General features: G+C 43.3%; 9 protein-coding genes. 5 read left to right on the top strand and 4 right to left on the bottom strand.

Annotation, left to right across the window (positions count from 1 at the left end; all coding sequences use genetic code 11):
- Positions 1-52: 52 nt before the first annotated feature.
- Positions 53-613 (top strand): serine O-acetyltransferase, encoded by a 561-nt coding sequence (locus tag K5L93_RS01830; RefSeq protein WP_220718223.1) that lies wholly within the window; start codon positions 53-55, stop codon positions 611-613.
- A 599-nt stretch (positions 614-1,212) separates the two neighbouring features.
- On the opposite strand, the gene K5L93_RS01825 is transcribed toward K5L93_RS01830, so the two are convergent.
- From K5L93_RS01825 to K5L93_RS01810, 4 genes are all read right to left on the bottom strand, one after another.
- Positions 1,213-2,838, bottom strand: a complete 1,626-nt coding sequence (locus tag K5L93_RS01825; RefSeq protein ID WP_220718222.1) for a phospholipase A — start codon at positions 2,836-2,838, stop codon at positions 1,213-1,215.
- 177 nt (positions 2,839-3,015) lie between these two features.
- A complete protein-coding gene (locus K5L93_RS01820) occupies positions 3,016-3,354 on the bottom strand; it encodes a hypothetical protein (protein WP_220718221.1) in 339 nt (112 codons plus the stop codon).
- Positions 3,355-3,902: 548 nt separating this feature from the next.
- A complete protein-coding gene (locus K5L93_RS01815; protein ID WP_220718220.1) occupies positions 3,903-6,050 on the bottom strand; it encodes a heparinase II/III domain-containing protein in 2,148 nt (715 codons plus the stop codon).
- 2 nt (positions 6,051-6,052) lie between these two features.
- Positions 6,053-8,191, bottom strand: a complete 2,139-nt coding sequence (locus K5L93_RS01810; protein ID WP_220718219.1) for a heparinase II/III domain-containing protein — start codon at positions 8,189-8,191, stop codon at positions 6,053-6,055.
- 318 nt (positions 8,192-8,509) lie between these two features.
- Between K5L93_RS01810 and K5L93_RS01805 the strand changes: the two genes are divergently transcribed.
- From K5L93_RS01805 to K5L93_RS01790, 4 genes are all read left to right on the top strand, one after another.
- Complete coding sequence (locus K5L93_RS01805; protein WP_220718218.1) at positions 8,510-10,276, top strand: sodium:solute symporter family transporter; 1,767 nt, start codon at positions 8,510-8,512, stop codon at positions 10,274-10,276.
- 97 nt (positions 10,277-10,373) lie between these two features.
- Positions 10,374-10,709: a cupin domain-containing protein gene (locus K5L93_RS01800; protein ID WP_220718217.1), complete on the top strand. Its 336-nt coding sequence runs from the start codon at positions 10,374-10,376 to the stop codon at positions 10,707-10,709.
- A gap of 12 nt (positions 10,710-10,721) precedes the next feature.
- Positions 10,722-11,666 carry a 2-dehydro-3-deoxygluconokinase gene (kdgK, locus tag K5L93_RS01795; RefSeq protein WP_220718216.1) on the top strand — a complete coding sequence of 315 codons (945 nt, stop codon included), beginning with the start codon at positions 10,722-10,724 and terminating at the stop codon, positions 11,664-11,666.
- A gap of 16 nt (positions 11,667-11,682) precedes the next feature.
- Positions 11,683-12,297: a bifunctional 4-hydroxy-2-oxoglutarate aldolase/2-dehydro-3-deoxy-phosphogluconate aldolase gene (locus K5L93_RS01790; protein WP_220718215.1), complete on the top strand. Its 615-nt coding sequence runs from the start codon at positions 11,683-11,685 to the stop codon at positions 12,295-12,297.
- The last annotated feature ends 268 nt before the right edge of the window (positions 12,298-12,565 follow it).

Below are 12,565 nucleotides of genomic sequence, written 5' to 3'. Positions count from 1 at the left end.
TATGCTTTGGGCTGGGCTCGCAACTTTCACCAATTATTAAATGGACTTATGCATGGAAGAGTTAAAACGAGATTATGCTGTTTATGTAATAGAACATGAGCTTGAACACTATTCTTTGGTTAAGCGTTGGCTGTGGCTATTGTTTAGAAGTACTTTTATTGTCGTTATGTTTTATCGCTTAACTACTCATGGAAGTCGCTTTATTCGGCTATTGGCCATCCCTTTATATAAAGTTATTCGCATAGTCTCTGGTGTACAAATTCCTCGTGCTACCAAAATTGGTAAAGGCTTATTCTTGCCTCATTTCGGTAATATTGTTTTGAACAAAAAAGCACAATATGGTGAAGATTTGACTATTTATCATGGTGTAACCGTTGGCGCGAAAGGTGGAGCAAGTAGCGATGTTGGCGTACCTAAAATCGGCGACAAAGTGAGGCTTTCTGCTGGAGCCGTTGTTCTGGGAGATATTCGTATTGCCAATAATGTCACGGTTGGCGCAGGGGCGGTTGTGGTAAAAAGTGTTCCAGAAAATTCTGTTGTTGTGGGGAACCCTGCGCGTATTCTCACCGCGGAGCTAAACTCTGCCAGTGAAACTAAAGATAGTGCTAACTAAATTTGAGCTCAGGACTTAATGTTACCTAGCCCAAAACATCAGTGGTATCTTGTTTTATAAGGTTGTGAATCTTGAAATTTTAACCTGTTATCTCATCAGCAAAGACGTCTATTTTGCTTGTTCAGCTAGTTGGCTCGATATCTAGAATTCATTTATCAGACATTGTTGAAGCTAACAAACCCAATGATGCAGGGATACTTAAATATTTAGGCGTGGCTGATATCCTTTACTAACTTGCTATCTACAATGGCAAAAACAGTTTTTTAGCAGCCAGACAATGTGGCAAAGTAAAGATAAATATCAAACGTAATAGTTAGGTTTTGATGGTGCGTTTACTCGCAATCTAAGCAAACACCGACGGGGCCAGAGTTCATTACGATTTACTGGATGGCTGTTGATGTAAAGCGCTTATTAACACAGATGACACGTATAGTTGTGTTAACAGCGAAGATGGGTGGATTAGCCGTTTAGTTTTATACTTGATAAACAACCGAACGACTAGGCTTCACCAGTAAGTGACATGTTCGCGAGGTTAAATTATAAAAAAGATGCTGCTTTTTACAGAGCATCTTTATGGGCGGTTATTGCAAACCCTTAAGTTAATTGTTGATGGCAAAGCCAATACCAATACCTAAGCTTTGGTTGTGTTTGTTGTAATCAATTAACGATTCACCATATCCATTGAAGTATTTAAGGTAAAGGGCAAGATTTTGTGTCATGCCATAAGACCAGCGTATATCCAAAGCACCTTTATTTTCTTTTTTAAAGTTATTTCGGCCTAAAAACATTAAATGGTGGCGATCGTTTATCTTCCAGTTGGCTGTTAGCTCTCCGTAGCCGTAGTAGTCTTCTATGTTTGGATTGTCATCTTCAGATTCATCTTCTTGTATCCGATACCATGGCTTAATGGCAATGCTTACTGGGTCTGCATCAAAGCTAAACTCTGTATATACTCGGTTCCAAGAACGAGAGCGAGTTTGTGTTTGTCCATTTGATTCATGTACTAAACCAAAGCGTATCCACTCCGGTGACCATTTTGCTTTATGCTCTGATTCGCTGTTCCATTGGTAAAAAAACTCAGGCTCATAATTAGTTTCCCGAATAGAATCTACCGAGCGATCATATGGTTGCCAAAAGGTTTGTTGGGTGTAAGCAAAGCTTAAGTTGTCGCTGTCGGTAAATAGAGTGAAAGGAAAAGTGAGACGAAAGCTAAATTGAAACTCTACCTCAGTGTTACCGGGCTGTTCACCGGTAACTCCGCCAGCTAAATCAGGAATTGCAGGTGAAGGGTTGTATTTGAAGGGAAGTATGTAGCTGTCTCTAAACATACTCATGCCCGAAAATGCCCATCGGCTGCTGCTCGACATTACTTCACGTTTATCGCCTATTCGGTTTAAAGCAACACCTAAACCAAAAGATTGATTGTGAATGTTGTAATCGAGCATCGATTCACCGTAGCCGTTAAAGTATTTGGCATAAATTGAGAGCGCGGGGGTTATGCAGTAATTAAAGCGTACATCTAGTGCGCCTTTATTACTGGATTTAAGATTATTGCGCCCCATAGCGGTGATCCGATGGTTGCATTGGTTGTCACCAAACAAATATCCAACAGTAAGTTCACCATAGCCATAGTAATCGGTGAGCTCATCACCGTTATTTACCTCAGGGCCTACAGGGATCCAAGGCTTAAACCTAAATAACCAATCATTGTATGAAGTATCGAATTGCGCATAAACCCTATTCCATGAGCGATCCCATTCGTCATGCGAGCCATTTGCCTGATGGCTAAAGCCAAAGCTTGCCGATCGCAAAAGCCAGCTATTTTGTTCAATACTAAATTTATCTGGCCGCCAAGTATAAATGAGTTCTGACTCATAGTTGGTATCGCGAAAAGGAGATGAGAAGGGTTTATTGTATACTTGCCAAAAGCTTTGTTGGGTGTAAGCGATGCTAAAGTAATCTCTATTACTAAACAGGCTTTCCCCCGCAATAAGCTTACCGCTTATTTGAAACTCAGCCTCAACATTGTCAACACCTCTACCATTTTCACCTTCCCTAGCCGCTAAAGCTGGGGAGTAGTCACTTAAACTGGGAGGGTTAGGGTTATATTTTCCTAGTAGGATATACGTATCTCGATAGGCAACTAATCGCGGTCCACTACCTTGCTGGGCAAAGCTAGCACTTGACAGCGAGAGTAACAAGATGCTCAGTACTGTTTTTTTCATTTCTTCCCTGAAACCTTAGTTGTACAACAACCTAGAGTTAGATCAATAAGTTAACACTTTTATATTAGTGGGGAAAAGAAAAAGATGCTAGCAAGCCAAGCAGGAAATAGTGAGGCTGAATTTAGCTTGATATGTATAAAGGATGCGAGGCGCCTTTCGTGAAGGTAACTAGTTTGCTCAAGAGATGCTATAAGCAATAACAACTCCTAAGGCCACAAGGGCTAGAGCAAAGGTAAACTGTATAGCGGTAGATAATAGCGCCAATACAAAACCCGCTACAGCAGTGGTTCGAAAAACCAAAGAGAATAGAATGCTAGTGATAACTAGAGCGACTAAAGTCGGGAAAACCCCTTCACCAATAACCATTTCGGTAAACGCTGTAGCAGCTAGGGCAGCAATTACGGCAACAAAACAAACATCTATTCCTGAGCGCTCAATTTTGAGCACATGAGTACCCAATTTAATTGGTGCAAGCATAAATAGTGTGAGTAGAGAAAGCGTTAATACTATTGTCATTCCGTTAACCTCTATTCGTTGATAACAATCCTTGTTAAACAGTTTCCTAAATCAAGGCTGTTACTAGGGTCTGTTGATCGTTGGTGTTGAAATTTTGTTCGAGATAAGCGGGCTTTAATCGCTGCGAGGACTTAGAAGCCTAGTGGGCTAAGCAAGAAGTGCTTAACAAAGAGTAAAGTTCGCTTACCCGAACCCTTCGAGCAGAATTTCTTAGCCATTTACTCAGCGTTAGCGAGTGATTATTAAGCCCACTTAACTGCTCACTCACTGCCTTGCCTAAATGGCTAATAAATTGCTGCAAAAACCATCAGCAAAGATCAACAGACCCTAATCAGGTGTGAGCTACTACACCTAAGCTGATCATTCACGCCTATTCCCCATTTGGGTTAAACTACTTGTTAATTAATCAACTTTGGCAAGCTTGTCAGAGCAGGGGATGACGTTAGATGAATATTTTGTTACAGCGGAGTGTTAAACGAGCAGTATGAGCTTGAAGCGCGGCAATAAAAAAGCCCCGCATAGCGAGGCTTTTATAAGAATAGAGTGTATTAAGCTATGTGAACAGCGCCACTCCAGCGTAGGGTTTCGCCATTAATCTCTAATTGATGTTGAGTATCTGATTTCACGTTTGCTTGGTTAGAAACACAAACGGTAATCTGTTTACCCGACACCAAGTGGATCGCCACTGCTGACGCCACTTTGTTGTGAGCTAATACTTCAACCGAAACAACTTGGCCACGAGCCTCGGTACTCGCTTCAATCGCTTCATTAAAGTAGCCGTGAGTTTCGAATACGTTGGCGAACAAATGATCTTTACCTTGCTGGCGTAGCAGTAATACTGGTTCGCTGCGCAAGTTGAAGTCTGGATCGTTTGCACCGGTACGCGCCATAATAACTTGGCTTTTTGCTACCGCAGAACTAACCATTGTGTAATAGCTGTTACCTTGCAACCAAGTGATTAGGCTTGAGCCTTCAACTTCAGCTGTTGCTTGATGCCATAGGTGCTGGTAACCATTGTTTTCACCTAACGGCTTAAGGCGTGCATTGCATTCGTAGTTAAAGTCGCTGCGAATAAACTGGCCACAGTAGTGAAGGGCGTAATCATAGTTATGCTCTTGCTCGCTTACTAAGCGGAACAAATCCAATACCAAAGGCTTAGCGAAGCCTTCTGCTTCAAACATGATGACACTGCGTTGTTGATCTACGCCAGGGTAGTAGTTACGTACAAACGCACTCATTGCTTGTAGCTGGTTGTCTCCACTTACAAAGAAGTGCTGCTCGCCCCATTTTTCTTCTGCGGTGGCAGTATCACCTTGGTTTTGGCTTTGGTAGTCAACAACCACAGTGTTGTGAGCAATGGTTTGCTTGGCGTAGCTTTTGTTCTCTGGAATGTAACGGCCGCCAAATTTTGGCTCTACATTTACCCAGCGGCCAAAGCCGTAGTCGTGCAATACTTCTTGGCCACGATTAAATAGGTTGAAGTGCAAGCCGTCAAAATGACCATGGTCTAAGGCCGAGTGAAGTTTGTGGTCACTACCATGCTGGCCAAACCAAAGTAGCGCCATGCTGTCGTCTTGCTGAGCATCACGGTGGCGTAAAATTGCAACACCGCCGCGGTCGCCTTTAGCGCCATCAGTTAATACTAAGCTGCCCCAGTTAAAGCCACCAATACTTGCAGCGTTTTCACTAGCATCCGATAGGCTAGCGCCAGAACCATGCACCCAAACTTTAGCTTGGTGTTTGGCCATAGCCACTAAGTTGGCGTCACGTTGGTAACGGCTAAAGCACATGCTGGTAGCAATCAAAATACCTTCGTCGTTAATGTCCATGGTTTTTGATGAATCATTAAGTGCGGGTAATACACCATTAGGAAAGGCGGTAGCCATTACTGCGTAGGTTGTGGTTTTAATAACCTGATCTTTTAGTTGGTAAATACCAATCTCTGGTTGGCGACGCTCAATAGCCTCGGCAAACAAGAAGATTGGACGCAACGAAAAGCGGTGGTAGTAAGGACCTTCCATGTAGTAACCGTCAGGAGAAAACAGCTGAGTAAGCTGAGCAATAAAGCCGCCGCTTACGCTATCACCTTTAAGGCCATACAAGGCTTTATCTACGCTGGCTTGGTCTTGAATCGCGTAACCACAAATACCAACACCTGCTACTGCCCACAAACCATGGTTGTGCACAATATCAAAGTCGTGGGCGTACACATCTACAAACAACTCAATCATTAACTTAAATAAGTCATTTTCGATCAGTGTTTGCTCGTCGTCTGCCAACTTATGACGAATGCAAGAATAAGCACATGAGGCGTACAGCATCCACATGTTCTCATTCAATGTCTGGTGGAATAAACGCCCTGGTGGGTTTGAGTCTCGGCTAGTGTTTAGCTCTAAAGTAGGGTACACCTTGGCGTATTCAACCAGCATGCTACGTGCATAATCTAGGTAGCGTTGGTCTTCAGTAATGAGGTACAAGCGGCCCGCTAAATCCAAGTGGATGTAGTTTTGCTTGTGGCGGTTATGCTCATAACCGCCTGCTTCACCGTGGCCTGGGATCTCAATGCCTAAAGGCATGTAGGCTTCTAGTGCGGCAACTTCTGCCGCGATAGATTGACCAATCAGTGAATCGGTATTTAGATGCTTAGCGAGCTCTTTTGCTTCTTCAAAGCTTATCAATAATGGTTGGTAAGTCATGGTTAACCTCGGTTCTTTTCTAACGCCAGAGATCCCTGCCAGCAATAAGTTTGTTGATTATGTGCAATAGTGTGCTGAGTTTCAGCGCTTACATCGCGTTGGTTGCTAAGCATTACGGTGAAATCAATGCCTTCACCTTTAACTTCAATAACGCTGCCAATGTCGTTGCTTACAACTACAGTAACTTGATTTACTTTGCCGCGAGCATTGGTACTGGCTTCTACGGCTTCGTTAAAGTAGCCGTGCGTTTCTAATACGTTAGCAAATACCGTAGATTTAGCTTGGCGGCGTAAAATAAAGCTGGTTTCGCTGCGCAGGTTAAACTCTGGGTCGTTAGCGCCTACACGAGTGAAGAATAGCTCGTCGTTTGCCTCGCTGGCACTAATCCAAGAATAGTAGCTATTGCCTTGTAGCCAGCTTACTAAATTGTTTTCAGAGGCTTTGCCTTGCGCTTCGTTCCACAAATGTTGGTAACCAAAGTTGTCACCCATTGGTGCCAATTCTTTGTGTGTTTGGTAATCGCTTGTACAACGTACAATTTGACCTTGGTATTGCAGGGCGTAGTCGTAGCTATGTTCGGTGTCGCTAGACAAACGGAAAACATCTAGTAATAGCGGTGCTTCTAGTGCGTCGTCGTTAATGAGTACTACACTGCGTTGTTGGTCAACGCCAGGGTAAAACTCTTCAGCAAAGGCACTTACCGCTTGTAGATCTTGGTTGCTACTTTCGAAGAAGTGCGGAATGCCGTGTTTGCTGTCTGCCAATTCTACATCGAAGTTGTTTTGACAAGCTTGGTCTACAGCAACTGCGTTGTGAGCAACGGTTTGGCGTGCATAAGATTTGTTCTCATCTAAATAACGGCCACCAAATTTAGGTTCTACATTTACCCAGCGGCCAAATCCGTACTCTTTAAGTACCTCTTGTCCACGGTTGAAGAAGCTAATGCCTAAGGTGTCGAAGTGACCATGTCCCATGCCGTGTTGGCCATAGTTCATTACTAATTGGCTTACGTCACCGTCTTTGCTTTGCATTCGAACAAAACCTTGTGCGCCGCGATCACCATTTGGTCCTTCGTTTAACTCAACACTTGGCCAATGAGGAAGGGCTGTATTGGTTGACTCTTGGTAGGCTTTTGACAACGCCGCGCCGCAGCCGTGTAACCAAACTTGCTGCTGAATTTTAGCCATACCAAGTAGTTTTTCGTCGTGGCCGTAGTGTTTGTAAGCTAGGCTCACTGCCACTACTACACCTTGATCTTTAATGTCCATTGTTAACGAGGCATCGTTTAGCGCCGGGAACACACCGTTAGGGTAGGCGGTAGCTAACATCGCTTTAATGGTTTTACCAATCACTTGGTCTTTGTAGTTAAAGATGTCTAGCTCTGGACGATGGCGGTGTAACACTTCGGCAAACAAACACAGCGGGCGAATCGCATAACGATGGTAGTAAGGCCCTTCCATGTAGTAGCCTGACGGAGCAAACAGTTGGCTAATTTGTGCTAAGAACCCACCAGTAACATCGTCACCTTTTAGGCCATGTACCGACATTTCTACATATTCTGGTTTGCCAATGGCTAGACCACAAATACCTACCGCTGCCACTGCCCAAAGGCCGTGGTTGTGGATGCGGTCAAAATCAAAACCGTATTTGTCGGTAAACATATCTAACATAGGTTGAAATAGTTGGCTTTCGATATGTTTAACTTGTTCTTCGTTTAACCAGTGCTTAATACAGCTGTAGCCTAAGCTCGAATAGAGAAGCCACACGTGTTCATTAAGAATCTGGTGAAACAAACGGCCCGGTGGGTTGGTATTGCGTTGAATATGAAAGCCAAAGCCTAGGTACTTGTTGGCATACTCGGTAAGTATGTCTGCGGTGTACTGGGCGTATTGCTCTTCACCGGTAATAAGAAATAAGCGACCCGCTTGATTAATGTACTGGTAGTTCTGCTTGTGACGGTTATGCTCGTAACCACCGGCTTCGCCATGGCCTGGCACTTCAATAGGCTTAGCCATATAAGCCTGAGTTTCGCTAATCATTTTGGCTAAGCTTAAACCCATTAAGCTGTTGGTGTTTAGCTGTTGGCTAATTTCAGCAATTTCCTGCTGGTCTAGTAGCACTGCATTTAAATTCGCAAGCATTTGAAACCTCATACATATAATTTATTGATATAAAGTAATACAAATGAAAGCTGAATTCAGCTTAATCAAGTAAAAAAGTGAACTTACTCACAATATATCTTTTTGCCGTTTATTTATTCTATTGCATTGCGGTTGGTTTGCTGATTTCAAGCAACCTAGGGCTGTATTTGAGTTGAGAATAGTCAAAACAAGCTAAGCAAAAAATAATTGGATCTTCATCACACATAAAGTGTTCTTGTATTACAATATAATTAATTTGTAATACACTGACCTGGCTTTAAATATTTCACACTTAACTTTTGACCTTCAGAGGCGGCTATGAGTATTGATATCGTTGTTGTACTAGCCTACTTCGTATTTTTAATTGCGATAGGTTGGATGTTTCGTACTTTTACATCTTCCACCAGTGACTACTTTAGAGGCGGCGGTAAAATGCTGTGGTGGATGGTAGGTGCGACAGCATTTATGACTCAATTTTCAGCATGGACCTTTACTGGAGCAGCAGGGAAAGCATTTAGCGACGGTTTTGCCATCGTTATCTTGTTCTTAGCCAACGCGTTTGGCTACTTTATGAATTACATTTATTTCGCTCCGAAGTTTCGACAACTTCGCGTAGTTACCGCAATTGAAGCGATTAAAAAACGTTTCGGCCGTACCTCTGAGCAATTTTTTACTTGGCTGGGCATGCCCGACAGTTTGATTTCTGCCGGTGTATGGTTGAACGGTTTGGCAATTTTTGTTGCCGCTGTTTTCAACATTCCTATGGAAACCACCATTATTTTTACCGGTGTAGTATTGGTGATAATGGCAGTAACCGGTGGTTCTTGGGCGGTTGTTGCGTCTGATTTCATGCAAATGTTAGTGATAATGGCGGTAACTATTACCTGTGCCATTGCTGCTTACTTCCATGGTGGCGGTCTAAGCAACATTATTGGTAACTTCCATGGCGACTTTGTGATGGGCAGTAACCTTAACTATGTGAGCATTTTCTTATTGTGGATTGTATTCATCTTTGTGAAGCAATTCGGGGTAATGAATAACAGCATTAACGCATACCGCTACTTATGTGCTAAAGACAGTGATAACGCACGTAAAGCAGCTGGCTTAGCGTGTGTGTTGATGATTGTTGGACCATTAATTTGGTTCTTACCTCCTTGGTATGTAAACGCCTTTATGCCTGATTTTGCGGAAGCTTATGGCACCGTAGGCGGCAGTGATGCAGCGTACTTAGCCTTTGTTCAAAACGTTATGCCAGCAGGTATGGTGGGTTTGTTAATGTCGGCCATGTTTGCCGCTACGATGAGCTCTATGGACTCGGGTCTTAACCGTAATGCCGGTATTTTTATTCGTAACTTCTATTCACCGATTTTACGTAAAGAAGCCGCCAGTGAGAAAGAGCTTGTTGTTGCCAGTAAAATTGCCACGGTATTTATGGGCTTGGTGATTATCTCAATCGGCCTATTTATTAACTCGCTGCGTCATCTGAGCCTGTTTGACATTGTATTGAACATTGGCGCGTTGATTGGCTTTCCAATGTTGATTCCTGTGCTACTTGGTATGTGGATCCGCAATACGCCTGATTGGGCAGGATGGGGAACCTTAGTAGTGGGTGGTGTGGTGTCTTACTTGTTTGGTATTGCGTTAACTGCCGATGACATTCAAAACTGGTTTGGCTTAGAGCAAGCGCTAACTGGCCGCGAATGGGCTGACCTGAAAGTAGGACTTAGCCTAGCTGCACACGTGATATTTACCGGTGGCTTCTTTGTTGGCTCTACCTTGTTCTTTAAAGGGCGTACTCCGGAGCGCGAAGCTGAAGTGGCTGAGCTATTCCGAGATTGGAATACTCCAGTACACGCAAACTCAGAAGAGCAGCAGAATCTAGATACTAAACAACGCTCTATGTTGGGTAATCTGATTAGCGTAGCAGGCTTCGGTATTATTGCTATGGCAATGATTCCAAATGACATTTCCGGTAGAGCACTGTTTGTTCTGTGCGGAACCATAGTATTGGTAGCTGGGATCTTGTTGGTACAAGCAGCCAGAAAACCGAATAAAAGCTTAACAGCAGAAGCGATAACGGAATAAGCGCGAGAGGCTTAAGCCAAGGCGAGTAAATACTCGCCTTGGTAATACAAGGATTTACTTTAAGCACAATTGATAACTAACCATAACGAGAAACATTATGACAGCATTTTTCGATTCAGCAGAAACCCCTTGGGATGACCTAGGCGATGGTATTACCCGTAAAATCGTGGGGCATACCGACCAGTTGATGGTTGTTCACGTCCGTTTTGAAAAGGGTGCTATAGGTGCTCCACATGCCCACGAATTTCACGACCAAATTGGTTACGTGGCTGAAGGAAGCTTTGAAGCTGAGATCAACGGCGAAAAAAGAATTGTTAAGAAAGGTGATGCATATATCGCCCCACGTACTTTCATGCATGGTGCAGTTGCGCTTGAAGAGGGTAGCGTATTAGTAGATTGTTTCTCACCACCACGTGAGGACTTCTTGTCTTAAGAGGAAACATTCATGACTGAGTTAAAAGTCGCCTTTATTGGCGAATGCATGGTAGAACTGCAGCAACAAGAACATGGCTTGCGTCAGAGCTTTGGTGGAGACACGTTAAATACAGCGGTGTATTTTTCGCGTATTAGTCAAAATGCCAAAGCTAGCTATGTTACCGCACTTGGCCGCGATGCCTTAAGCGAGCAAATGATCGCAACATGGCATGCCGACAATATTGATACCCACTTAGTACAACGTTTAGAAGATAAGTTACCTGGTATTTATATGGTGCAGGTAGACGAGACTGGCGAGCGTAGCTTTTTGTATTGGCGTAACGATTCAGCGGCTAAATTTTGGTTAGAGCGTGCTAGTGACGCTTTAATTGAAGAGCTGACTAACTACGATGTAATTTACTTGTCGGGAATTAGCATTGCAGTGTTGCCAGAAGCATCTCAAGAGAAGCTTTTCCAAGTTTTAGCTCAGTGTAAAAACAACGGGGCGAAAGTTGTATTTGATAACAATTTCCGCCCAGCTTTATGGCAAAGTAAGCAACAAGCTATCGACGCGTATGCCAAAGTATTAGCCTGCACTCATACTGCTATGCTCACCTTTGATGATGAGCAAGAGATTTATGATGATGCGCATATAGAGCAATGTATAGAGCGTACTTTAGCGCTAGGTGTTAGCGAATTAGTGATTAAGCGCGGTAGTAAAGATTGTTTAATCGTTACTGAAGATGGCGCAATTAGTGTTCCTGCTACAAAAGTTGCTAAGGTGGTTGATACCAATGCGGCTGGCGACTCGTTTGCTGCAGGTTACTTAGTTGCTCGTTTACACGGTGCAAATACCGAACAAGCAGCATTAACTGGCCATAAAGTGGCTGGTACAGTTATTCAGCATAAAGGCGCAGTAATTGACGCCGCACAGATGCCAAAGATTGAGCTATTATTTACCGCAGATGCGGTGTAAGAACTAGGAATAAAACATGAACTTAAATGAACAACTTCAAGCGCTTAAAGTAATTCCTGTTATCGCTATTGATAACGCAGATGATGCTGTGCCATTGGCAAAAGTATTGGTAGATAATGGTTTACCTTGTGCTGAAATTACTTTCCGCACGCCAGCTGCGGCTCAAGCAATTGCTAACATGCGCGAAGCCTACCCTGACATGCTAATTGGTGCGGGCACAGTATTAAATAGTGGCCAAGTTGATCAGGCTATCGACGCAGGTGTTGATTTTGTGGTTAGCCCTGGTTTTAACCCAACAACCGTGCGTTACTGTCAGCAGCGTAACATGCCGATTATTCCTGGTGTTAACAACCCTTCATTGGTTGAGCAAGCGATGGAAATGGGTTTAGACACTTTGAAGTTTTTCCCTGCAGAGCCTTCAGGCGGCGTAGGCATGTTAAAAGCGTTAACGGCGGTTTACCCAGTTAAATTTATGCCAACTGGTGGTGTATCGGTTAAAAACATTAACGATTACCTAAGCATTAATGCTGTATTAGCTTGTGGTGGTACCTGGATGGTTCCGGCGAATTTAATCAAAGAACAAAACTGGGATGCTATCGCTGAGCTCGTTAAAGCTATTGATTTAAAATAGTATTTAGTTTTGTATAAAAAGCCCTTGCAGAGCAATCTGCAAGGGCTTTTTTGTGTTGTATCAATATTGCATTTATTAGGGCTGGTAGAGTAAAGCTATGCATTTACTCGGAGTGCAAAGCAGGTGTTTCAATTATTCGTTTGTTTTGCTCACAATTTTATGAAAACGCATCAGCGCTTTCATCTTTGATAATGCACAATCAAAAGAGTAAACATTCACTAGGGGGGCTCCGGCCTTACCAAACGGCTGTCCTTTTGGCGAATATCAT

This window comes from Agarivorans litoreus (assembly GCF_019649015.1).
GTDB classification, from domain to species: domain Bacteria; phylum Pseudomonadota; class Gammaproteobacteria; order Enterobacterales; family Celerinatantimonadaceae; genus Agarivorans; species Agarivorans litoreus.
Note: the sequence above shows the minus strand (reverse complement) of the source record. Positions and strands in the feature narration are given on the sequence as shown.

Excerpts from the sequence above, each read along its gene's own strand:
- K5L93_RS01830 (WP_220718223.1), top strand. The coding sequence starts at position 53 with ATGGAAGAGTTAAAACGAGATTATGCTGTTTATGTAATAGAACATGAG.
- K5L93_RS01825 (WP_220718222.1), bottom strand. The coding sequence starts at position 2,838 with ATGAAAAAAACAGTACTGAGCATCTTGTTACTCTCGCTGTCAAGTGCT.
- K5L93_RS01820 (WP_220718221.1), bottom strand. The coding sequence starts at position 3,354 with ATGACAATAGTATTAACGCTTTCTCTACTCACACTATTTATGCTTGCA.
- K5L93_RS01815 (WP_220718220.1), bottom strand. The coding sequence starts at position 6,050 with ATGACTTACCAACCATTATTGATAAGCTTTGAAGAAGCAAAAGAGCTC.
- K5L93_RS01810 (WP_220718219.1), bottom strand. The coding sequence starts at position 8,191 with ATGCTTGCGAATTTAAATGCAGTGCTACTAGACCAGCAGGAAATTGCT.
- K5L93_RS01805 (WP_220718218.1), top strand. The coding sequence starts at position 8,510 with ATGAGTATTGATATCGTTGTTGTACTAGCCTACTTCGTATTTTTAATT.
- K5L93_RS01800 (WP_220718217.1), top strand. The coding sequence starts at position 10,374 with ATGACAGCATTTTTCGATTCAGCAGAAACCCCTTGGGATGACCTAGGC.
- kdgK (WP_220718216.1), top strand. The coding sequence starts at position 10,722 with ATGACTGAGTTAAAAGTCGCCTTTATTGGCGAATGCATGGTAGAACTG.
- K5L93_RS01790 (WP_220718215.1), top strand. The coding sequence starts at position 11,683 with ATGAACTTAAATGAACAACTTCAAGCGCTTAAAGTAATTCCTGTTATC.